Annotated in this window: 16 protein-coding genes; 3 read left to right on the forward strand and 13 right to left on the reverse strand. The window is 74.0% G+C overall.

Features of this window, described 5'->3' with window-relative positions:
• Positions 1-393: 393 nt before the first annotated feature.
• Positions 394-1,248, reverse strand: coding sequence for an alpha/beta fold hydrolase (locus tag ACR9ZG_RS10300; RefSeq protein ID WP_481284737.1), 855 nt, complete (start codon positions 1,246-1,248; stop codon positions 394-396).
• A gap of 96 nt (positions 1,249-1,344) precedes the next feature.
• Here ACR9ZG_RS10300 and ACR9ZG_RS10305 point away from each other — a divergent pair, with 96 nt between their 5' ends.
• Positions 1,345-1,917 (forward strand): TetR/AcrR family transcriptional regulator, encoded by a 573-nt coding sequence (locus ACR9ZG_RS10305; RefSeq protein ID WP_481284738.1) that lies wholly within the window; start codon positions 1,345-1,347, stop codon positions 1,915-1,917.
• Between the two features lie 191 nt (positions 1,918-2,108).
• On the opposite strand, the gene ACR9ZG_RS10310 is transcribed toward ACR9ZG_RS10305, so the two are convergent.
• The 8 genes from ACR9ZG_RS10310 to ACR9ZG_RS10345 are packed head-to-tail and all read right to left on the reverse strand — an operon-like array spanning position 2,109 to position 12,847.
• A complete protein-coding gene (locus tag ACR9ZG_RS10310; RefSeq protein WP_481284739.1) occupies positions 2,109-4,085 on the reverse strand; it encodes an SDR family NAD(P)-dependent oxidoreductase in 1,977 nt (658 codons plus the stop codon).
• A complete protein-coding gene (locus ACR9ZG_RS10315; RefSeq protein WP_481284740.1) occupies positions 4,082-5,575 on the reverse strand; it encodes an FGGY-family carbohydrate kinase in 1,494 nt (497 codons plus the stop codon). Before ACR9ZG_RS10315 ends, ACR9ZG_RS10310 begins: the two co-directional genes overlap by 4 nt.
• On the reverse strand, positions 5,572-7,236 hold the full coding sequence (locus ACR9ZG_RS10320) for a glycerol-3-phosphate dehydrogenase/oxidase (RefSeq protein ID WP_481284741.1): 1,665 nt from the start codon (positions 7,234-7,236) through the stop codon (positions 5,572-5,574). Before ACR9ZG_RS10320 ends, ACR9ZG_RS10315 begins: the two co-directional genes overlap by 4 nt.
• Position 7,237: 1 nt before the next feature.
• Positions 7,238-8,149, reverse strand: coding sequence for a 3-hydroxy-5-phosphonooxypentane-2,4-dione thiolase (gene lsrF, locus ACR9ZG_RS10325; protein WP_481284742.1), 912 nt, complete (start codon positions 8,147-8,149; stop codon positions 7,238-7,240).
• A complete protein-coding gene (locus ACR9ZG_RS10330; protein ID WP_481284743.1) occupies positions 8,142-9,197 on the reverse strand; it encodes an ABC transporter permease in 1,056 nt (351 codons plus the stop codon). The genes lsrF and ACR9ZG_RS10330 overlap by 8 nt, the downstream gene beginning before the upstream one ends.
• A complete protein-coding gene (locus ACR9ZG_RS10335) occupies positions 9,194-10,207 on the reverse strand; it encodes an ABC transporter permease (protein WP_481284744.1) in 1,014 nt (337 codons plus the stop codon). Before ACR9ZG_RS10335 ends, ACR9ZG_RS10330 begins: the two co-directional genes overlap by 4 nt.
• A complete protein-coding gene (locus tag ACR9ZG_RS10340) occupies positions 10,204-11,736 on the reverse strand; it encodes a sugar ABC transporter ATP-binding protein (protein WP_481284745.1) in 1,533 nt (510 codons plus the stop codon). Before ACR9ZG_RS10340 ends, ACR9ZG_RS10335 begins: the two co-directional genes overlap by 4 nt.
• Before the next feature lie 31 nt (positions 11,737-11,767).
• A complete protein-coding gene (locus tag ACR9ZG_RS10345; RefSeq protein ID WP_481284746.1) occupies positions 11,768-12,847 on the reverse strand; it encodes a substrate-binding domain-containing protein in 1,080 nt (359 codons plus the stop codon).
• A gap of 179 nt (positions 12,848-13,026) precedes the next feature.
• Here ACR9ZG_RS10345 and ACR9ZG_RS10350 point away from each other — a divergent pair, with 179 nt between their 5' ends.
• A complete protein-coding gene (locus ACR9ZG_RS10350; RefSeq protein ID WP_481284747.1) occupies positions 13,027-13,779 on the forward strand; it encodes a GntR family transcriptional regulator in 753 nt (250 codons plus the stop codon).
• A gap of 295 nt (positions 13,780-14,074) precedes the next feature.
• On the opposite strand, the gene ACR9ZG_RS10355 is transcribed toward ACR9ZG_RS10350, so the two are convergent.
• Positions 14,075-14,626 (reverse strand): CGNR zinc finger domain-containing protein, encoded by a 552-nt coding sequence (locus ACR9ZG_RS10355; protein ID WP_481284748.1) that lies wholly within the window; start codon positions 14,624-14,626, stop codon positions 14,075-14,077.
• 46 nt (positions 14,627-14,672) lie between these two features.
• Between ACR9ZG_RS10355 and ACR9ZG_RS10360 the strand changes: the two genes are divergently transcribed.
• On the forward strand, positions 14,673-15,941 hold the full coding sequence (locus tag ACR9ZG_RS10360; RefSeq protein WP_481284749.1) for an MFS transporter: 1,269 nt from the start codon (positions 14,673-14,675) through the stop codon (positions 15,939-15,941).
• Between the two features lie 127 nt (positions 15,942-16,068).
• Here the strand turns inward: ACR9ZG_RS10360 and ACR9ZG_RS10365 are convergent, their stop codons facing one another.
• The 3 genes from ACR9ZG_RS10365 to ACR9ZG_RS10375 all read right to left on the reverse strand — a co-directional run.
• On the reverse strand, positions 16,069-17,430 hold the full coding sequence (locus ACR9ZG_RS10365; protein WP_481284750.1) for a hypothetical protein: 1,362 nt from the start codon (positions 17,428-17,430) through the stop codon (positions 16,069-16,071).
• 161 nt (positions 17,431-17,591) lie between these two features.
• A complete protein-coding gene (locus ACR9ZG_RS10370; protein ID WP_481284751.1) occupies positions 17,592-19,475 on the reverse strand; it encodes a hypothetical protein in 1,884 nt (627 codons plus the stop codon).
• Positions 19,472-22,098, reverse strand: a 2,627-nt coding sequence (locus ACR9ZG_RS10375; protein WP_481284752.1) for an alpha-mannosidase, incomplete at its 5' end; no start/stop codon positions are given. The genes ACR9ZG_RS10370 and ACR9ZG_RS10375, both read right to left, overlap by 4 nt.

The following is a 22,098-nucleotide window of genomic DNA, read 5'->3' on the forward strand; positions in this document are numbered from 1 at the left end:
AGATGTGTATAAGAGACAGGCGACACGCCGTGTGGGGCGGCGCGGCGGCGCGTTGGCGCGACACGCCGTCTGGGGCGGCGCGGACGCGGCGTGTTGCGCCAACTCGATGGGCGCGGCGGCGCGCTGGCGCGACACGCCGCCTGGGGCGGGGCGGACGCGGCGTGTTGCGCCAACTCGATGGGCAGGCGTTCACGGGACGCCGCACTACCGGCTCGCGCCAGCCGCCGGGGCGGGGCCGCCAGAGGCCGTCGCGGCGTTCGGCACGCGGCTGGCGCTGCCGGTGCACGCGCGCCGCCAGCGGGACCGCCGGACGCTGAGACGGGAGAACCCCGCCGAGTCGTGACATGGTGTCGCTTCTCGGCGGGGTCTCCCGCATCGGCTCTCGACTCGGCGTCAGGCGGCGACGGCCTCCTCCGCCGCGAGGAAGCCGAGCAGGGCCTCGGTGACCTCGGCGGCGTGCGTCCAGAGCAGGCCGTGCGGCGCACCCTCCACCTCGACGTAGGTGGCCTGCGGGAGCGCCTTCGCGAAGCGGCGGCCGGTGGCGTCGATCGGGAGGATGCGGTCTGCGGTGCCGTGCAGGATGAGGGTCGGCACGTCGATCTTCGCGATGTCGGCGCGGAAGTCGGTGAACCAGGTCAGCGGCGCGGCGGCCGAGGCGTAGGCGCCGGAGGTGGCGGCGACGTTCCACGAGTTGCGCACGGCCTCCTCGCTGATACGGCTGCCGAGGTTCTCGTCGAGGTTGTAGAAGTCGTTGTAGAACTGCGTGAAGTAGGCGTAGCGGTCGGCCTTCACCGCCTCCACGATGCCCTCGAAGAACTCCAGCGGCGCGGCGCCCTCGGGGTTGTCGTCGGTCTTGAGGAGGTACGGCTCGAGGGAGGCGAGGAACGCGGCCTTCGCCACCCGCTCGGAGCCGTGACGGGCCAGGTAGCGGCCCACCTCGCCGGTGCCCATCGAGAAGCCGACCAGGACGGCGTCGCGGAGGTCGAGCGTGTCGAGCACGACCTTCAGGTCGTCGGCGAAGGTGTCATAGTCGTAGCCCTCTGTCACCTGGCTCGAGCGGCCGAAGCCGCGGCGGTCGTAGGTGATGACGCGGTAGCCGGCGTCGAGCAGCGCGGCGGTCTGCTTCTCCCACGAGTGGCCGTCGAGCGGGAAGCCGTGGATGAGCACGACGGGCTGGCCGGAGCCGTGGTCCTCGTAGAAGAGCTCGACGGGGGTGCTGTTCTCGGTGCCGACGGTGATGTAGGCCATGACGGTTTCCTCTCGTTCCAGGAGTGAGAACGCTCGTTCTCGCTGCTGCTGACGACTATATGAGAACCATCGTTCTCCGTCAAGTACAATCGAGGCATGGCAGACGAAGAGGTGCGCCGGCGCATCGTCGATGCGGCGGACGCGCTCTACTACGCGAAGGGTTTCCACGCGGTCGGGATGGACGAGATCCGCGACAGCGCGGGCGTCTCGCTGCGCCGGCTGTACCGCGAGTTCCCGTCCAAGGACGAGCTGATCCTCGCGGTGCTGGACAAGCGCCACCGCCTCTGGACGGACGGGGTCGGCGCGCGCGTCGCGACGACCGAGGGCGCCGAGGAGCGCCTGCTGGCGATCTACGACTACCTGGCCGACTGGTTCGTGGACGACACCTTCCGCGGCTGCGGCTTCATCAACGCGTTCGGCGAGCTGGGCGCGGCCGACCCGCGGGTGGCGGAGGCGGCGCGCACGCACAAGGAGTCGTTCCAGCGGTTCGTGGCCGAGCTGGCGCGGGAGGCGGGCGCCGCGCCGACGCTGGCCCCCCAGCTGGCCATCCTCGCGGAGGGCGCGCAGACGACGGCGGCGATCGCGGGGACGCCGGACGCCGCGGCGGACGCGCGTGCGGCCGCGCGCATCCTCATCCGGGTGGCGCTGGCGGGGGCGCGGGCGGTGTAGGGCGTCGCCGGCGTGCAGGCGTAGCGGGCGGCGCGCAGAGGTAGCGGGCGCGGCGCCGAGCGGGCGCAGGCGCGAGTGGTGACCGATGTCACGACTCGGCGCGAGTGGTGACATGAGGTCACGACTCGGCGCGCGAGGGGTGGCGGGCGGCACGGCGGCGCAGGCGGCGCGGGCGGCGCGGGCGCCTGCGCCTACACCACCCGGTCGTTGCCTCCGTCGACCGAGAGGTGGGCGCCCGTCGTCGCGGGGAGGCCCGCGGCGAAGGCGAGGACGGCGTCTGCGACCAGGGCACTCGTGACCTCCACGCCGAGGAGGTTGCGGGTGCGGTACTCCTCGACGGTCAGGCCGTAGCGGGCCGCGCGCTCGGCGAGCAGCTCCGGGGTCCAGATGGCGGTGTCGAAGACCGCGTCCGGCTCCACCTGGTTGACGCGGATGCCGTCGGCCGCCCACTCCAGCGCCGCCACGCGGGCGAGCTGGGCCGCGGCCGTCTTGCTCGCCGAGTACGCCGCAGCCCCGGGGCCGGGCGCCGCGACGTTCTTGGTCGAGACCAGCACCACCCGGCCGCCGCGCGGCGAGAGCGCGAGCAGCGGATGCGCGGCCCGCAGCGCTCGCGCCACCGCGGTCGTGTTGACGCGCAGCGAGCGCTCCCAGACCGCGTCCGCGAAGGCGGCGAGCGGCTCGCTCGCGGGGAAGATCCCGGCGGCGACCACGAGGATGTCGAGGCCGCCGAACTCGCGCGCCGCGGCCTCCAGCGCCCGGTCGAGTACGGCCGCGTCCGACACGTCGCCGACGACGCCGTGCCACGCGGCACCCGCGAACGCCGACTCCACCGCGGGGCTGAGATCGACGCCGACGACCGACGCGCCCTGCGCCAGCAGCGCGGCAGCCGTGGCGCGGCCGATCCCGGAGGCCGCGCCGGTGACCAGCGCAACCTCGCCGTCCAGCGGCCGGCCGGAGGCGCCGGAGCGCAGGCGGGCCTGCTCCAGCTCCCAGTACTCGATGTCGAAGGTGAGCGCCTCGTCGAGCGAGCGGTAGCCCGTCTGGCGGTCGGCGGCCTCCACGATGTCCATGGTGTGCAGGGCGATGTCGTGCACCGCGTCGGCGGCCGAGCGCGAGACGCCGGCGGTCAGGAGGCCGAACGCCGGATCGAGGATGACCCGCGGCGCCGGGTCGATCGGCTCGATGGCACCCGGGATGCGGTCGCGGTGCGCCTCGACATAGGCGGCGTAGGCGGCGGCGTACGCCGGGACGTCGCGCCCGATCAGGGGCGCGCGCTTGGTCCGGATGACGTGCTCGGGCGTCGCGGTTCCCCGCGTCGTCACGGCGGCGAGGTCGGGGCGCCGCGCGTACGCGAGCGCTCGCGACGACGCCGACTGGCGCACCACCAACGGGCGACCCGCGGCGGCCGAGACGTCGCGGCGCAGCGTGGCGAGCTCCTCGGGCGATCCCGCGCGGCCGATGTCGGCCCCGGCCGATCCCCAGGTCGGCGAGCCGAACGACGCGGACGCGCGCTCCACGAGCTCGAGGTGCCGGCGCAGCGCCTCGTCGGCGTCGTCGGCGAACGTGAAGAGGCCGTGATTGGCGAGGACCAGCGCATCCACCCCGTCCAGCGGAGCGTCGGCGACGGCCCGGGCGAGCGGGAAGCCCGGCATCACGTACGGAAGCACGTGCACGCCCGCACCGAGCACCTCCGCGGCGCGCTGGACACGGTCGGGCTGGTCGGTCAGCGCCACGATGGCATCCGAATGCGAGTGCAGCACGACCCGTGCAGGCAGGTGCGCGTGCAGCAGGGCCTCGATGGAGGCGGTGGGTGCGGAGGCGTCGAGCGACGCCTGGCGCACCTCGTTGACCATGCGACCGTCGCTCAGCTCGGGGAGGCGCAGCAGCTCCCGCAGCCGCGAACGGCGCAGCGGCGCGAAGCCAGCCGGCTCGATCGACCCGAGGTCCCAGCCGCTGCCCTTGACGAGCACGAGCTCGACGTCGTCGCCGGTGACGTCGCGGCCGACCGCCTTGATGGAGGTGTTGCCACCGCCGTGCAGGACGAGGGCCGGGTCGCCGCCGAGGGCACGGGAGACGCGCGTGATCTCGGCGAGCGCGGCCTCCACCTCCGGTCCGAGGGAGAGGCCGGTGCCGGAAGAGGTGGCGCTGGGCGCGGTGCCGGCGCTCATCGGGCCAGCTCCGTCCACACCGTGCTCATCGCGGCGAGCGTGCGGTCGAACCGCTCGGCCTGCGCGCAGTACACCGCGCGGTCCTCGCCCGGCGACACGACGAGCGCCGGGTCGGGGTCGACGCGCCAGCACGCGGTGTCGACGCCAACGCCCGCGGCGGCGAGCGAGGCCACGCCGCGCGCTCCCAGCTCGGTGCCGAGCTGGCGGCGCACCGGGTGCCCGATGATGTCGGCGAACATCTGCGCCCACACCGGGTTCTTCGCCCCGCCGCCGGCGAGGGTCCACGGTTCGGTGGAAACGGACGCGCCGCTCACGCGCACCTTGTCGAGCTGCACGCGGTGGTACTGCGTGATGCCCTCGGCGACGGCACGCGCGATCTCGCGGTAGCCGTGCTTGTCCTTCACGCCGAGGAGCGTGCCGGAGGCGCCGAGGTGCTCGGGCGCGCCGTGCACGAACGGGAGGAAGAGCAGGCCGTCGGCACCCGCCGGGACGGTGGAGGCCGCGTGCAGCAGGTCGCGCGGGCTCACGGCGTCGGAGGCGACGGTCGACATCAGGGTCGAGAACCACTCGACGCTCGCGGCCGAGGTGGGCGCGACCTCCTGCGCCAGCATGTAGCGCGGGTCGGGCAGGAGGGCGTTGAGCGTCACGCGCGGCGGCTCGGAGTCGGCGGGGACGACGACCGAGTTGATCGCCCAGGTGCCGACGATGACGGTGACGTCGCTCGGCGCGGTGGCGCCGGCGCCGATCGGGCTGGCGATGCAGTCCATGCAGCCGGCGACGACCGGGGTGCCCTCGGGGAGTCCTGTGAGCGCGGCGGCCGCGGCGGTCACCGTTCCGACGACCTCGTCCGAGCGGGAGAGGGGAGGCTGCAGCCGCATCAGCTCGCGCGGCAGCCCCAGCAGGTCGAAGACGGCCGGCTCGTAGGCGCGCTCGGCCAGGTTCACCAGTCCGCACGCGGAGGCGTCGGAGTAGTCGGCGCTCGGTCGGCCGGTCAGGCACGCGGTGACCCAGTCCTTGCAGCTGAGCGCCCAGCGCGAGCGCTCCAGCGTCTCGGGCTCCTCGTCGAGCAGCCAGCGCAGCAGCACGCCCGGCTGGCCCGCCCACGGGACGGAGCCGGTGACCAGCCGCACGCGCTCGACATCGTAGGGGTCGAGCCCTGCGACGATCCGCTCGCTGCGGCTGTCGGTGGAGGCGAAGGCCGGCCGCACCGGCCGCAGCTGCTCGTCGACGAGGTACAGGCCGTTGCCGTGTCCGGTCGCACCGATGCCGCGCACGGTCCAGCCCTCGGCCGCGAGCCACGCGGTGAGGTCGGCGAGCACGCCCGAGACGACCTCCCACAGCGCGGCCATGTCGATCTCCTGCCGGTCGGCGGCGACCGCGACGCGCGGGTTCGCCGCCGAGACCGTGCGCAGCTCGGCGCCGTTCTCGTCGAAGGCGGCGGCCTTCGCGGCGGTGAGGCCGACGTCGATCCCGATCAGGCAGTGCTTCATTCCGTGCTTCCTCGCATGGTCCCGGCCTCGCGCTCGCCGTCCAGAGCGCGCGGCTTGAAGCGTCGCATCGCGGCGCGGTACCGGTCAAGCTCGGCCTCGGCGCGGTCTTCGCTCCAGCCCGCATGCGCCACCAGCACGGCGGCGATCGCGGGCGCGGCGGCCAGGCCGACGTCGCGGTTGAGGGCGACGGCCATGCGGCGCAGCACGACGTCCTCGAGGGTCAGGGCGCCCTCCTCCCGCACCGCGTACACCGCCTCGGCGGCGATGGCGCCCGTGTCGGGGTCGACCACCTCGGCGAGGGCTGGCGTCTCGACGGCGAGCCGTTCGATCGCGGTCGCGGCGACGCCGTAGGTGTCGACCAGGCGGGCGGCGGTGCGCGGCGGCAGGGCGCTGCGCTCGACCGCGCGGGCGCGGTACTCGGTCCAGTCGCCGTCCGGGGCCCCGGGGAGGCGGGCGGCGCGGGTCGGCGACGGGCCGGGGCGGCGGCCGAGCTCGCGCTCGATCCTCCGCGCGACGAGCTCGCCGAGCGCGCGATGCGTGGTCCACTTGCCGCCGATGATGGTCACGAGGCCCGACTCCTGGCCGCCGTGCACCACGATCTCGTGGTCGCGGCTGACCTTCGAGGGGTCGTCCAGCTCGCCGACATAGGGCAGCGGGCGCACGCCCGAGTACGACCAGAGCACGTCCTCCGGGGTGAGGCGGGCCTGCGGGATCAGCTCGTTGACCGCCTTCAGCAGATACGCCGTCTCGTCCTCGTCGATCACGATGTCGTCGATCGAGCCGTCGTACGGGAGGTCCGTGGTGCCGATCATGTACTTGCCCTCCCAGGGGAGCACGAACATCGGCCGGGTGTCGTCGGGCGACTCGAAGAAGATGCAGGTGTCCGGCGCACCCGGGAAGGCGTCGACGACCAGGTGGCTGCCCTTCGTCGGCCCCATGCGGCGGTCGTGCGCCCCGGCGAGGTCGAGCACCCGGTCGACCCACGGCCCTGCGGCGTTGACGACGACCCGCGCGGGCACGGTCTTCGTCTCTCCGGTGACGCGATCGCGGTAGCGCAGACCTGTGATGCGATCGCTCGCGCGGACCAGCGCCTCCACCGGCGAGTGGGTGGAGATGATGGCGCCGTGCCGCTGCGCATCCACGGCCAGCTCGACGGCCAGACGCTCGGTCACCGGCACGTTCGCGTCGTGGAAGAGCCCGCCCCAGCGCAGCCCGGCGTCGGCGAGGGCCGGCCAGTCGCGCTTCAGCCGCTTGCGGAACACCACGCGGTTGAGCGGGAGCGGCTTGCCGATCGAGAGCACGTCGTGCAGCATCAGGCCGCACGCCAGGAGCCAGCCCGGCCGGCTCTGGGCCTTCGAGAACGGGATGAGCATCGGGTAGTGGTGGACCAGGTGCGGGGCCTTCGCGAGCAGGATGTTGCGCTCGCGGATCGACTCGTAAACGAGGTGCAGCTCCAGCCGCTCCAGGTACTTGAGGCCGCCGTGGATGAGCCTGGTCGAGATCGCGGACGTGCGGGCGGCGAGGTCGTCCTGGTCGAACAGGGCGACCGAGAGGCCGCGTGCTGCGGCCTCCCGCGCCACGGCCAGGCCGTTGATGCCCGCGCCGATGACCGCGACGTCGACCGCCGGGATCTCCGGCGTGTAGGTGGTGAGCGCCGGCATGTCAGCGCGCCAGCGCCCCGGCCGACTCGAGCCCGGCCGACTCGAGGGACAGCTGCCGGTAGAGGTCGAAGGCGTCCTCGGCGGTGAGCCCGTCGTGGACGACCCCGCGCACGGCCGCGAGCATGGCGGCGGGGTGCTCGGACTGGAAGACGTTGCGGCCCATGTCGACGCCGGCGGCGCCCTCCTGGATCGCGCGGTACGCGACGCGGAGCGCCTCCTGCTCCTCCACCTTCTTGCCGCCCGCGATGATGATCGGCACCGGGCAGGCGCTGGTGACGGTCTCGAAGCCCTCCTCGACGTAGTACGTCTTGACGAAGGCGGCGCCGAGCTCGGCGGTGATGCGGGTCGCGAGGCGGAAGTAGCGCGCGTCGCGGACCATGTCGCGGCCGACCGCGGTCACGGCGAGCACGGGGATGCCGGCGGACTGGCCCTGGTCGACGAGCGTGGTGAGGTTCTTGACCGAGCGCGACTCGTTCTCGGCGCCGACGAAGACCTGCACGGCGAGGGCGGCCGCGTCGAGGCGGACGGCGTCGTCGATGCTGACGGCCAGGTCCTCCTGGCTCAGGTCGCCGAGCACGCTCGGGCCGCCGCTGGCACGCAGCACGACGCCCTTGCCCGAGGTGGCCGGGATCGTGGTGCGCAGCGCGCCGCGGGTGCACATCAGGGCGTCGGCCTGCGGCACCAGCGGGACGATCGAGCGGTCGAGCCGCTCCAGCCCGGAGGTCGGGCCCTGGAAGTAGCCGTGGTCGAAGGCGAGCATGACCGTCTTGCCGTCGGCGGGGTCGAAGACGCGCGAGAGGCGCGCGCGCATCCCCCAGTCCTGTCCGGCGAGGCCCTTGAGCGGGAAGTCGCCCGCCCGGGCGACGGCGCCCCCGAAGTCGGTGCCTTCGCGGAGGTCGTCGAGGTCAGCCATGGGTGTTCTCCTTCTTCGTGATGGACAGGGAGTCGCGCAGCCGCGCGAGCGCGGACCGGCCGGTGCCGGTCGCGGCGGTCGAGACCACCACGACCGCGACCACGAGGACGCCCTTGAGGATGTTCTGGGCGCCGACGCTCCAGCCGACGAGGTTGAGCAGGCCCGACAGCAGCACGAAGAACAGCGCGCCGGTCCACGCGCCGACGGGAACCGCGCGGCCGCCCGAGATGAGCGTCCCGCCGATCACCACCACGGCGACGGAGTCGAGCATGTAGGAGGTGCCGAGCACGGTGCTCGGCGAGATGAAGGCCGCGAGCAGCCCGCCCGTGAGCCCGGCGAGGCCGCCGCTCACGAGGTAGGTGATCGCGGTGACGCGCCACACGCGGATGCCGGCGCGCTCGGCGGCGCGCGGGCTCTGCCCGACGGCGAGCACCGACAGCCCGAACCGGGTGCGGGCGAGCACGAGCGCCACGACCACGGTGACCACGACGACCAGCAGCGCCATGACCGGGATGCCGAGCACCTTGGCGTTGACGAAGGCGCGCAGCCCAGCATCCGCGGAGGCGCGGTTGGCATCGGCCAGCAGCAGGGTGGTCGACTGCACGATCAGGCTGGTGGCGAGGGTCGCGATGATGGGCGGCACGCGCAGCACGAGGATCGCGATCACGCTGATCAGCCCGGCCCCGAGTCCCGCGCCGACCGCGGCGGCGATGCCGACCACCGGGCCGGCGGCGGCCCCGACGCCGACCGAGACGTACGACGCCATCGAGACGACGGTGCCGACCGAGACGTCGATGTTGCCGGGGCCGAGCGTGATGACAAGCATCTGGCCGAGCGCGACGAGCACGAGGAACGGCGCGAGCGACAGCGCCTGCGCCAACGGGTCGAACGGCGCGGCCGGCCGCACCGCGACGATGCACAGCCAGACGGCGAGCACGCCGATCAGCGACCAGCCCCAGGCGGGCCAGCGGAACCGCGACCGCGGCTCGACGACGGGCGTCGACAGCGTGGGCGGGGTCTGCACGGGAGCGGAGGTGGAGGTGGTCATCGGCTGAACCTCTCGGTGACGATGCGGCCGGCCAGCACCGCGAGCACGATCACGCCCTGCGCGCCCGCCTGCATGCTCGACGGGAGGGCGACCAGGCTGAGCAGCACGGAGATCAGGCCGAGGGTGACGGCGCCGAGCGTGGTCCCGATGGGGAGCGCGCGGCCGCCGGAGAAGGTGCCGCCGCCGAGGATGACCGCGGCGATGGTGGTGAGGGTGAAGTTGCTCGCCGAGTTGATGTCGCCCGACCTGGTCTGCGCCGCGAGGAGCAGGCCGGAGACGAGGATGAGCACGGCGGCGAGCACGTACGCGGCGACGCGGGTGCGGGTCAGCGACCAGCCCGCCTTGTCGAGGGTGGCGGCGCTGGAGCCGAGGGCGCGCATCCGGGCGCCGATCCGGCTGCGGCGGGCGAGCCACCAGCCGACGAGCGCGGCGAGGGCGATGAAGACCAGCGGCGGCGGGACGATGTCGCTGCGCCAGGAGCCGATGGCGGTCAGCCAGGCGGGGGTCGCGCCTCCCGGCGTCGGCAGCAGCTGGAGACCGACGCCGAGCCAGACGAACGACATCCCGAGCGTGACGATGATGGAGGGGACGCCGCGCTTCTGCACGATGAGGCCGAGGAGCGCGTAGACGACGAGCACGGCGGCCAGCATCAGGAGGCCGAGCAGCGGGTTCGTCGCCAGCACGGTCGCCGCGATCACGGTGACCAGGCCGACGAGGTTGCCGATGCCGAGGTCGATGTCGCCGACCGACATGATGATCATCTGCGCCTGCGCGGCGAAGACGAGCGGCACGGCCGACATCAGCATCAGGCTGAGGCCGGTGACCGAGAGGATGCCCGGCTGGATGGCCGCGGCCAGCGCCACGATCACCACCAGGGCGACGAGCGAGAGCAGGGCGGGCGAACCGTGCGCGAGGCCGGCGCGCAGCCGGACGGCGGCGGCCGGCCGGCCGGAGCCGGCGCCGGAGCGCGTGGCCGCCTGGTTCGGCGCGGCGGAGGTGGCGGTGGTCATCGGGCGGTCCCTTCCTCGAACGAGTCGGCGATGATCCGCTCCTCGGTGTTGCTGTCGCCGGCGAGCTCCGAGACGATGCGGCCGGCGCGGAGCACGTAGACGCGGTCGCAGTGCGCCATCTCGGCGTTCTCGGTGGAGTACCAGACGATGGCGCGGCCGGCCGCGGCCTCCGCCTTCATCAGGGTGTAGAGCTCGTTCTTGGTGGCGACGTCGACCCCGCGGAACGGATCGTCGAGCAGCACCAGGGAGGCGTCGGTGGCGAAGGCGCGGGCGACCAGCACCTTCTGCTGGTTGCCGCCGCTCAGCGCGGTGATCGGGGTGCCGGCGGCGCCGCGGATGCGCAACGCGTCGATCCAGCGGGCGGCCAGCTCGCGCTTGGCGCGGCCGTTGACGACACCGGCGGTGCTGATGCCGCGCAGGGCGGCGACCGTCAGGTTCTGGGCGACGCTCCAGAGCGGCAGGATGCCGGAGGTCTGCCGGTCGCCTGGCACGTACGCGCGGCGGCGCGGTGCGCTCACCCCGCGCGTCAGCGCGCCGGCGGACCACAGGCGGGTCAGCATCCGCTCCTGGCCCTGGCCCGCGAGACCGGCGAGTCCGACGATCTCGCCCGACCGCACGGTGAACGGGATGCCGTCGCCGCGGATCGCCGCCACGACCTCCCCCGCCTCACGGGCGTCGGCCGCGGCCTCCACCTCGGCTGCAGCGTGCACCTCGCCGCCCATCGCGTGCAGCAGGGTGCGCTCGTCGGCACCGGTGAAGACGCCGGCGACGGCTCCGTCGCGCATGACGGCGACGCGGTCGCTGTGCGCGATCACCTCGGCCATGCGGTGCGAGATGAGCAGCACGCTCACGCCGTCGGCGGTCAGCCGGTGGAGGTGCGCGTACAGCTGGCCGGCGGCGTCCACCCCGAGCGACTCGGTCGGCTCGTCGAGGATGAGCAGGCCGAGCCGCTCGGTGCAGAGGGCGCGGGCGATCTCGACCATCTGGCGCTGCGCCAGGGTGAGCTCGCCCACGCGGCGGACCACCGCGATCCCGTGCCCGGGGAAGACGGTGTCCAGCACCTGCCCGATCCGCCGCTCGGCACGGCCCATCCACCCGAAGGGGGCCGAGCCGCGGCGGTCGGAGAGGTACGCGTTCTCGGCGACGGTCAGGTCGGCGCAGAGCGCCAGCTCCTGGTACACCATGCGGACGCCGGCGGCCGCGGCCGCGCGGGCGTCCCACGCGGAGCCGGCCGCGGCATCCCGAGCGGTCACCTCGCCCGTGTCGGGCTGCTCGCGACCGGCCAGGATGCGCATCAGCGTGCTCTTGCCGGCGCCGTTGTGACCGACGAGCCCGAGGATCTCGCCGCGCTCGACGTGCAGGTCGACACCGGTCAGCGCGCGGGTGCTCCCGTAGCGCTTGGTCACGCCGCGCGCGGCGATGGTCGCCGTCGCGCTGGGCGCCTCGGCGCCGGGCGTGGTCGCGGGGGCGGCGGCGTCGGCCGCGCGCGCTCCCGCGCTCGTGGTGGTCGGATTCATCGTCGTGGGCATGGCTCCTCCTCGAACTCGCCGGGCGGCCGCGCTACTTGAGCGCGGGGGCCTCGGCGTCCTTCCCGGCGGCGACGGCGTCGATGGCAGCGGCGACGCTCTTCTCGTCCCACGGGTACGCGGCGTACTCGTCGGCCGAGAGCGTGCCGGCCCAGTAGTCGAGGTCGTCCTGGCCGATCTCCAGCAGCGGGAGCACGACCGTCGACGGGACCTTCTTGCCCGCGAGCAGGTCGAGGCCGACGTAGAGGGCGGCGACGCCCTGGCCCGGGTCGGTCAGCGCCGCGAACGAGCCGTTGCTGATGCCGCTGTCCTTCCAGAACTTCAGCGACTTGCCGTCGGTGTCGAAGACGACCACCGGGTCGGGCCGGCCGGCCGACTCGAACGCCTGGACGACGCCCATGCCGCCGATGCAGCCGGGCACGGCCGCGATGGGCGGCAGCGACCCGAGCACCGAGACGATCTCCTTCTGGGCGGTGGAGCCGTCGCAGTAGCCGTTGACCTCGGCCGCGACCTTGACGTCCGGGTAGTCCTTGAGGATCTCATGCTGCCGCTTGTTGAACTCCTCCTCGGGCTGCGAGCCGATGACGCCGCGGTTGATGATGATGTCGCCCTTGCCGTCGATCGCCTTCAGCGCGGGGACCAGCGAGACCTCGCCCCACTTGGCGTAGTCGTTGCGGACGATGTGGGCGCAGTCCGCCTTCATGTCGGCGTCGAGCACGAGCACGGTGATGCCGGCGCTGCAGGCCTCCTCGACGGCGGGGACGAGCGCGGTGGAGGAGGCCGGGATCACGACCAGCATGTCCGGCTTCTGCAGCACCAGGCTGCGGATCTGCGACGCCTGCTCGGTCGCACTGTTCTCGCCGGGCGCGTTGACGGTCGTGTACTTCGACACGACGCCGTCCTTCTTCAGCTTCTCGGCCTCCTGCTGGAACTTGTCGATCAGGGTGAGCCGCCAGCCGTTGACGAAGCCGTTGCTCAGCGCGACGGAGATGCCCTCGGTCTTGCCCGAGCCTCCATCGCCGCTTCCGGCCGCGCCGGCCGAGCAGCCGGTCAGGGTGAGGGCCGCCGCGACGGCGGCGACGACGCCGATGCGGCGCCAGGATCCAAACGACATTGTTCTGCCTCCAGGGGGGTTCGCTTCTCTGCGATTGCTAGCTCTGGTTCGGTTGTCCTACATCAACTTGTCGTGTTCAACTCATCATGACAAGCTTGTAGTGACAAGACTGTAGACAGTAGCCTGGCGGAGTGTCAAGCCAGGGCGAACCGGCGACGGAGCCGACGAAGGGGGAAGCGATGCCCGCACACGCACTGAGCGATGCGCGGCTGGACCGGGACTCCAAGGAGCCCCTCTGGCAGCAGCTGGTCGCCGTGCTCCGCGACGCGATCGAGACCGGCTCCCTCGCCCCCGACCAGGCCCTCCCCTCCGAGAACGACCTCATCGACCGCTACGGCGTGTCGCGCACGGTGGTGCGGGAGGCGCTGGCCGAGCTGGTCCGCCGCGGCCAGATCTACAAGATCCGCGCCAAGGGGTCGTTCGTGTCGCCGCCGCGCCGCGACCTCTCGTTCATCGGCTCGAACGCAGGCTCCTCCGAGGACCTCGCCGGAACCGGCCGCACCGTGATCACGCGCGTGCTGTCGCTGGACGAGGGGAAGGCGGACGAGCGCGAGGCCGCCGCCCTGCGCCTCCCCGAGGGCACGCCGGTGATCCGCATGCGCCGCCTGCGCACGGTCGACGGCACGCCGTGGCTGCTGGTGCGCACGACCCTCCCCCGCGACCGCTTCAGCGGCCTGCTGAAGGCGCACCTCGAGAACCGCTCGCTCTACGACCACCTGCGCCGCACCTACGGCATCGCGCCCGCCGGGGCGGACCGCTGGCTGCAGGCGGTCATCCCCTCGGCGGAGGAGGCGGCCCTGCTGGAGCTGCCGGCCGGCACTCCCGCGCTCGACATCGAGTCGGTCGCCTGGGACGAGGACGGCACCCCGTTCGAGTACTACCACGCGCTGCACCGCAGCGACGAGTCGCGCTTCTACGTCGGCGTGCGCTGAGGGGCGGCGGGCTGCGCGCCGCCGCTGGCCTGCCGCGCGGCGCTTCGCCTGCGGCGCGCCGCTGCGCCGCGCCGGCGGGCCGCGAGGGGCGTCAAAACGCCGCGATCCGCGCGGAATAGCGACACAACGACGCCCCTCGGCGATGGCGGTACCGAGCGATGGACGGGCGCCCCTCGCAGCCATCGAGCCCCGCCAGCGAGGGGCGTCACGATGCCGGAATCCGGGTGGAATTGCGGCATGACGACGCCCCTCGGCGGACGGGAGATGCGGGCGCGGGCGGGCGCGGGGTGGCGCGCTACGCGCGGTGCGGCTCGCGGTGGCGGGCGCGGTAGGCGGCGGCCTTCGCGCGGTCGCCGCAGCCGGCCATCCCGCACCAGCGGCGGTTGCCGGCGCGTGAGGAGTCGACGAACGCGCGCGTGCAGCGGTCGCCCTCGCACCACTTGATGCGGGCGCGCAGCTCCGGACGCAAGGCCTCGGCCGCCGCGCGCGCCACCGCGGCGAGGCAGGCGTCGAGTCCGCCGCGGACGAGCACGGAACCGTCCGTCGCGATCCGCGGCGCCGGGGGTGCGACGGCCGCCCGGTCGTTGACGAGGCGGCGGTCCTCTGCGGCGAGCGACCGGCCCTCCCGCACGGCGAGCAGCGACCGCCACACGGCTTCGCGCAGCGCCACGGCCTCCGCGCGACCGGCCGCATCGACGGCGGGAGGCTCATCCACGACGCCCGCGTCGACGAACCACCGCGCGAGGTCGCCGGGCGCCGGGATCCGCTCGACCGCCGTCGTCTCGCGCTCGGCGACGGTCGCCACGAAGTCGAGGGCGAGATTGCCAGCGACGAATGCGAAGCTCACGTCACCATCTTGACAGGTGACGCGGAGCGGGGCAAGGTGGGCGCCGATGACCGGACGGACGCTTGCGCTCACGACGTACGCCTCCTCGGCCGTGCTGGCGCGGACCGGGGATGCGGGCGCGGTCGTCGCGGCCGTCCTGGCCGGGAGCGCCGCCGCCGGGCCGGCGGCCGGTGGCCTGCTCGCTGCGGCGCTGACCATCCCGCACCTCTCCGGTGCGCTGGCGGGGCGCCTCATCGACCGCCGCCGCCGCGCCGGACCGCTGCTGGCCGCCGCCTTCGCCTGGTACGCGCTGTGGCTGGTGGTGGCCGCGGTCGTCCTCCCCCTGACGATCGCCGCCGCCGCGGTCGCCCTGGCACTCGCCGGCTGCGCCGGGCCGCTCGTGACCGGAGGCCTGAGCAGCCGGCTCGCACCCCTCCTCGGTGGAGAGGGGGAGGCGGTGCGCCGCGCCCACGGAATGGATGCGCTCACCTACGGCGTCGCCGGCGCCGTCGGACCGGCGCTGGTCGCGGCCGCGGCGGTCGCGCTCACACCGGGAGCGACGCTGGCGGCGGTCGTGGTGCTCCCCGCGCTCGGGGCGCTGCCCGTGCTGGCCTTGCCGGCGCCCCGTGGTGCGGTACCGGTCGCCGCACAGCGGGCACCCGATGCGCCGCAGCCGACGCCCGGCCCGGGTCTCCGCGCCGCGGACGGCTCCGGTTCACCGCAGCGCTCCTCCCCCTCCCGCAGCACCCTCCTGACCCTCCTGCGGATCGGCCCGCTGCGGCGCACCACCATCGTGACGATCGGGTCGGCAGCGGCGCTCGCGTCCATCCCGCTGCTCGCCGCGCAGCTCGGGACGGACCGCGCGGCCGCCGCGCTGCTCGTGACCGCCTACGGCGTGGGCGGACTCACCGCCGCCGGGCTCGTGGTGCTGCGCCCGCTGCGCGGCGACCCCGAACGCCTGACCCGCGGCTGGGCGCTCGCGACGGCAGCGGCGCTCGCGCTCCTCGCGGTGGCGCCCGGGCCGGTGCTCGCTCCGGCGGCGTTCGCCGTCGCGGGCGGCTGCGGGTCGGTGCTCTTCGCCGCGACGCTGGCCGCGCGCACGGACTTCGCCCCTCCCGGCATGGAGGCGCGGGTCTTCGCGACCGTGGCGGGCGTGAAGGTCGCCGGGTCGTCGATCGGCGTCGCGGTCGCCGGTCTCGTCGCCGGGCGCGGAGCGCTGCCGCTCGCGCTGGGCGCGGCCGCGGTGTGCGCGGCGTGCGCCGTGGGCTTCCGCGCACGGGACGCGCACAGCCCGGCTCGGCGCGCTCAGCCGGAGAGGCGACGCGTCACGGACTGACGGCGCGCCGCGGTCGCCGTTGCGGCGATCGGCTCGCCGGCGGGAGGCCGTGGGCCGCGACCTCGCGGACATCTGTGTCGTCGGCCGCGCCGCTCCCGCGGACCGTCAGCCGCGTCGGCCCGGCGGGTCAGGAGAGGGGAGGCTGCCAGGGCTGCTGCTGCGGCGGCTGCGGCTGTGGGTGCTGCGGCTGCTGCGGCTGCGCGTACATCCACTGCTGGGTGGGCGCGTCCCACACCAGCTGAATCCACTGCTGCAGGGCCTGGTCCCAGTGCGCCTGCACCCACGCCTGGCGCGCGGGATCCCACTGCGGCTGCGGCGGCTGGGGCTGCGGCTCGGCCTGCGGCTGCGGCTGCGCGCTCGACTGCTGCTGCTGGGCGTTCGGCTGGGGCTGCGCGTTCGGCTGCGGCTGCGCGTGCGGCTGCGCGTGCGCCTCCGACTGCGCGCTCCACTGCTGCTGCGCATTCGGCTGCTGCTGCGCGCTCCACTGGTCCGCCTGCGGCTGAGGCTCGGCACCCGGCTGAGGCTGGCCTCCCGGCTGAGGCTGGCCACCCGGCTGCGGCTGCGAACCCCATTGCGCCTGCGCCTGCGCCTGCGCCTGCTGCGCATCCCACTGCGGCTGCGGCTGCACAGCGAACTGCTGCTGGGCTCCCCACTGCTGCTGAGCTCCCCACTGCTGCTGCGGCGCACCCCACTGCTGCCCCGGAACCTGCGCCGGCGGCTGCCCGCCACCCCACGCACCCGGCGCACCGGCACGCGCCGCGGCACCGCGCTCACGCGCCTCGAACGCCGCGATCACGAGCTGCGCCACCGCGGCGACCACCGTCAGCAGCGCGCCGGCGCCGGCGAGCCTCCACCACCAGTCGGGCCACTCGGGCTCGGGGAGGGCGGCCGGCAGCGCGAGCAGGAGCACGGTCAGCCAGAGCAGCACCAGCGTGAGCAGCGCGATCCACACGAGCCGGCGCGACCGCGCGCGGGTGACGAAGCGCAGCACGAACACCTGCGTCAGCAGCAGCGCGAGCCTCAGCAGCAGGACCAGGCCGAAGAACCGGAACAGCTGCTCCACCCAGACCACCGCCGAGGGGGTGTCGGCGGGCTGCAGCCAGCCGTTCCACAGCTTCAGGAGGCCGACCGCGAGCAGCAGCGTGTTGATCCCGAGCGACGCGGTCAGGTACCAGCGGTTGGGCCCGTTGGCGACGCTCGTGTCGAGGATGACCGCTCCGCCGTACGCGGCGACGAGGAGGAGCGTGAGCCACGCGCGCCCCGCCACGTTGGACTGGTCGCCCGCGATGATCGACCACGCGCCCAGCACGCCCGCGGCGAGCAGGATACCGACGCACAGCCACAGCGACACCTTCGCGCTCCAGCGCAGGGGGCGGCGCCCGGCGGCACCCGGCTGGGCCGGTCCGCCCGGCTGGGCCGGTCCGCCCGGCTGCGGTGCAGGATGCGATGCGGGCTGCTGCGGGGCGGGGTTCGGGTCCGAGGTCGTCATCGAGGAGGCTCCTTGCGGGTCGATCCGGGCGTCTGCATCCTATCGGCGGCCCCGCCCGCGGCGTCGAGCCCCTCCGCCGAATGGTGAGCGGATGCGGGTGCCCGCGCCGAGTCGTGAGCACATGTCGCGACTCGACGCCGCAGGCCGCAACGCCTCACGACTCAGCGGGCGGGCGCGGGCGCGGCGGGCGCGGCGGGCGCGAGCGTCTGCTCGCACGCCAGCAGCGTCACCCCGACGCTCCACGCGTGCGAGAGCGTCAGCAGCATCCCCTTCGGCTGGAAGCACGCCGTCTGGTAGTACCGCTCGCTGACCATGCCGCGGTAGGCGTTGAAGTCGCCGTCCTCGCGGGCGATGAACTGCCGGAAGCACGCCAGCGTCTCGTCCGCCCGCTCGGCGTAGAAGGGGTCGCCGAGCGCCGCCGAGAGCTCCCGCAGCTCGGCCGTGCAGACGAGCCCGTACGCGTGGAGGTGCTGGTTCGACGGCGACGCGTTGTCGGCCCCGCGCGTGCGGAACCCGTACGCGCCGAGCAGCGTGTGCGCCGGGAAGGCGACGTCGTAGGTGTACCGGAACGTCAGCATCCAGTCGGCCGCGCGCCGGGCCACGTCGAGCCAGTGCGCGTCGCCGGTCGCGCGGTGCAGCGCCACGTACGCCATCACGGCGGCGTACCCGTCTTCGGAGGTCGGCGCGAGATCCACGTCCTCGGGGGCGCCGTGCACGAACTCGCGGTCGACGAACGACTCGTAGTATCGGCCCGCGGCGAGCGCCGCCGGGAGGTACCGCTCGTCCCGGTCGGCCGCCTCCACGAGCGCCGCGATCCAGGTCAGCCCGGAGGCGCCCGACCACGACAGCACCTCGCCCGTCTCGGCGTGGTGCACCGAGCCGAGGTTGCCGTCGTCGCGCTGCCGGTCGACGACCACGGACAGGTTCGAGCGGATCGCCGCCTCCCATGCGGGGTGCGCCTCCAGCGCCTGCGCCCGGATCAGGAACAGCGTCGCCTCGGCGAGCGTGCGGGAGTGGAGGCCGCGCTTCAGCTCGGTCCAGCTCTGCGTCCACCCGTGGTCGCGGTACCAGACGCCCCAGAACGTGCCGGAGGGCGACAGCGACGAGCAGATGAAGTCGATCACGCTGCGCGCGGCATCCGCCTCGGCCGGGCGATCCGCTCGCAGCCCGTGCGCGAGCAGCGCGTACGCCCACGGGATGCCGCTCACCCAGCCGACGTGCATCGCCTGCCGGTCGACGGTGAGCCCATCGCGGCCGCTCACCTCGCGGTCGAAGCCGACCGTCTCCAGCAGCACGCCGGGGTCGGGGTCGTAGTGCCAGTTCAGGAGGCCCTCGGCCGTCAGATCCGCGGCCGTGGCGACGTCCATCCACGGCTCCAGCGGTGCGGCCGGCGTTGACTCGGCATGGAGGGCCCGGAGGACGGGCGCGTACGCGTGGCGGTCGGCGTCGAGCGCGAAGACCCGCACCTCCACCTCCACCGTCTCGCCCGGGGTGAAGCGGTGCGTGGAGGTGTCGGCCGGTCGCGGCTGCGCGTCCCCGTAGTACGTGACCGGGTACTCGCGGTAGGGGAAGCGCAGCGAGAGCGTCGCCTCTCCCGTCTCGGCGTCGTGGGCGAGCCCGATGCCGGTCAGCCCGAACGGCGTCGTCTCGGGGGCGGCGAGAGCCAGGCCGCCGCGGCCGGGACCGGCCCACACGAACACCGCGGGCGTCGCGGCGCGGTCGGCCCGGAACTCCCACGCGTCACTGATCAGCACCGCGTGCTGCCCGGGCGCGGAGGCGCCGACCTCGAACCGCGGGAAGGCCCGCGTGTTCTCGGCGGGCCGGTTCTCGCCGTAGAAGGCGCCGGGGATGAGCCACCACGGGTCGTCTGCGCCGGGCACGGCGGCCGTGACGAGGACCGAGGCGTCGACCGGTGCCGGGCCCGCGTACGCGACCGTCAGCCGGACCGACCAGCCGGGCTCCGCCTCCCTCCACTCGGCGCGGAGATCGAACCCGTCGGCGGGCGCGCCGTCGATCCGGACCCGGAGGTCGGGCCGGGTGCTCACGGCAGCGGGCGCTCGACGAGGTCGACTTCGCGCACCGGCTCCGCCGGGTCGGCCGGGACAACGAAGGTGCGCAGCTGCGACGGACCGAAGTCCTCCTCGATCGTCCGACCGAGCAACGGCAGCTCGATGCGCGACCGGCCGCCCTCGCCGCGCGTCTCTACCGCGCGCACGACGACGTCGGCACCGCCGGGAGCCTCCGTCGCATCCTCGGTGCCCTTGAGCGCCGTCACCATGACCGGGCCGCCGCCGTCGCCGGCGAACGAGTGGACGGGCGGCAGAGCACCGTCGTGGAACGACTCCTGCTGCGCCCGCACCGGGTTGCCGAGCACGAGCGCCCGGCGTGCCGGGTCGGCCGCGCGCCAGTCGCCCGCGTGCGGCACCAGCTCGTAGCTGAAACGCTGGATGCCCTGGTCCTGGAAGCTGTAGATGCCCTCCGGGTCGAGCAGGCGCGGGTCGTGCCAGGAGTAGACGGGGCTGCGGACGGCGGTGACGCCGATGCTCGGCTCGCCGCCGTTCTGATCGGTGCCGGGCGACACGTCGTAGGCGTGCTTGTTCGTCGTGATCACCGTGAGGCCGGCGGGCGTGCCGTCGACCGTGCCCGTGAGGTCGACCCACGACTGCGCCGGCTCCTCCGCCCCGTCGACCGGGCGCTCGAGGTGCCCGAACGGGATCTCATACGTCGCCGTCGGGTCGTCGAGCCGGGTCGGGAAGCGCAGCTTCAGGAGGTGCGCCTCCTCACGCCAGTCGAGCGTCACGTTCACGCGAAGCACGGCCGAGTCGTGGTCGAGGGTGAGCTCCTCGACCAGCGTGGAGGCGCCCCACTCGCGCTCGACCCGCACCCGCGACCGCAGCGGTCCGGTCTCGCGCACGACGATCCGCTTGAGGCGCATGGTCGCGCCCGGCCAGGCGTACGAGATGACCCGGTGCCCCCAGGTGTCGGTCGGGTCGTCGTTGATCTGCGTGTGCTGCGTGCCGTCGACGCCGGCCATCAGGTCGACGCCGGTCGCCTTCACGAGGTACGACGAGATCCACCCCGTCTCCTGGTCGAGCCGGATGCGGACGAGGTCGTTCTCCAGGGTGTCGGCGGTCACGGTCAGGCCGCCTGCCACGCCCGGCAGCGCGGCCGCGCCCGGCCGGAGGCGGTACAGCCGGTAGCCGAGTGCCGGTACCGCGGCGCGGAACACGATCGCGCCGCGCGCCACGTCGTCGGTGGTCGCCGTCGACTGCGTGTTCTGGAAGACGACCGGCCGCCCCTCCTCGTCGACGACGTGCACGCCGGCGCGCTGGGCGCCGTACTGGAAGTCGACATCCACCTCCACCGGCCACGGGTGGGGGTTGAAGACCAGCACGGGCTGCGTGCCGTCCTCGCGGTGCACCCGCACCTGGCGGGCGATGACGTTGTGCGCCCGCGTGATGATGCGCTTGGAGATGGCGACGGCCTCCCCGAGCTGGTCGCGGGCGTCGTCGTACGACGGCTCGATCGCCGACCCGGGCAGGATGTCGTGGAACTGGTTGAACAGGATCTGCTTCCACGCCGTCTCGAGCTGCTCGCGCGGGTACGCGATGCCGTCCGTCGCGGCGACGACGGCCGCCCAGCGCTCGGCGTTCAGCACCGCGAACTGGGCGCGGCGCTGCCAGGCCTTGATGCCCGAGTGCGCGGAGTAGCAGCCGGGGGCGTGGTGCTGGAGGTCGTCCCTGCGCACCGGCAGCGCCTCCAGGAACGCATCGCCCCGGCCGAGCACCTCGTCGAAGTACGTGCGCGGTGAGGACATCGTCATCCTTCCGAAGGAGCCCATGCGGTCGTAGCGGTGGATCGACTCGATGTTGGCGATGGTCGGGCCGCCGCCGTGGTTGCCGACGCCGTAGAAGACCATGGCCGTGGCGTTCTCGCCGAAGCCGACGGTGCGGTCGAGCGCGGCGAGCGACTTCTCGGTCTGGCCGTCGACGGAGCCGGGCGGGCTGCCGTACTCGAACGGGATGCGGTAGGCCAGCACGCGGGAGCCGTCGGGCGCCTCCCACCAGAACAGGCTCGGCGCGAGGTCGGACTCGTGCGGGCCGGGGCGGAGGAACGTGTACGAGTCCATCCCCTGGCCCCGGAGGATCTGCGGCAGCATCGCGTTGTGTCCGAACGGGTCGACGTTCATGCCGACGGTGCTCGGCGTGCCGAAGCGCGACTGGAGGTAGCGCTGGCCGTAGAGCCCCTGCCGCACGAAGCTCTCACCCATCGGCATGTTGTTGTCCGGCTCGACCCACCAGCCGCCGACGTTGACCCAGCGGCCCTCGGCGACGCGGCGCTTGATCTGCTCGAACAGCTCGGGGTCGGACTCCTCGACCCAGCTCAGCAGGACGATCTGGTCGCAGGTGAAGACGAAGTCGGGGTACTCCTCCATGCGGTGGATGGCCGACCAGAAGGTGGCGCGCGCCTCCTGGTATCCCTCCTGCCACGGCCACAGCCACACCGGGTCGAGGTGGGCGTTGCCGATCATGTGGAGGGTGCGCTGCGGCGCCGCGGGCGGCCGCGGCGCGGGCGCGAGGTCGCGCGGCTGGTACCCGGCGGGCGCGTTGGCGACGGGGGCGCTGTGGGCAACCGCCGAGTACGCGATTTCTCCGGGCGTGTCCGGCG

The sequence above is a fragment of the Leifsonia sp. KNZ12-8B genome, assembly GCF_056755495.1.

Bases quoted from the DNA above. Each gene is read 5' to 3' on its own strand.
- ACR9ZG_RS10300 (WP_481284737.1), bottom strand. From the start codon at position 1,248: ATGGCCTACATCACCGTCGGCACCGAGAACAGCACCCCCGTCGAGCTC.
- ACR9ZG_RS10305 (WP_481284738.1), top strand. From the start codon at position 1,345: ATGGCAGACGAAGAGGTGCGCCGGCGCATCGTCGATGCGGCGGACGCG.
- ACR9ZG_RS10310 (WP_481284739.1), bottom strand. From the start codon at position 4,085: ATGAGCGCCGGCACCGCGCCCAGCGCCACCTCTTCCGGCACCGGCCTC.
- ACR9ZG_RS10315 (WP_481284740.1), bottom strand. From the start codon at position 5,575: ATGAAGCACTGCCTGATCGGGATCGACGTCGGCCTCACCGCCGCGAAG.
- ACR9ZG_RS10320 (WP_481284741.1), bottom strand. From the start codon at position 7,236: ATGCCGGCGCTCACCACCTACACGCCGGAGATCCCGGCGGTCGACGTC.
- lsrF (WP_481284742.1), bottom strand. From the start codon at position 8,149: ATGGCTGACCTCGACGACCTCCGCGAAGGCACCGACTTCGGGGGCGCC.
- ACR9ZG_RS10330 (WP_481284743.1), bottom strand. From the start codon at position 9,197: ATGACCACCTCCACCTCCGCTCCCGTGCAGACCCCGCCCACGCTGTCG.
- ACR9ZG_RS10335 (WP_481284744.1), bottom strand. From the start codon at position 10,207: ATGACCACCGCCACCTCCGCCGCGCCGAACCAGGCGGCCACGCGCTCC.
- ACR9ZG_RS10340 (WP_481284745.1), bottom strand. From the start codon at position 11,736: ATGCCCACGACGATGAATCCGACCACCACGAGCGCGGGAGCGCGCGCG.
- ACR9ZG_RS10345 (WP_481284746.1), bottom strand. From the start codon at position 12,847: ATGTCGTTTGGATCCTGGCGCCGCATCGGCGTCGTCGCCGCCGTCGCG.
- ACR9ZG_RS10350 (WP_481284747.1), top strand. From the start codon at position 13,027: ATGCCCGCACACGCACTGAGCGATGCGCGGCTGGACCGGGACTCCAAG.
- ACR9ZG_RS10360 (WP_481284749.1), top strand. From the start codon at position 14,673: ATGACCGGACGGACGCTTGCGCTCACGACGTACGCCTCCTCGGCCGTG.
- ACR9ZG_RS10365 (WP_481284750.1), bottom strand. From the start codon at position 17,430: ATGACGACCTCGGACCCGAACCCCGCCCCGCAGCAGCCCGCATCGCAT.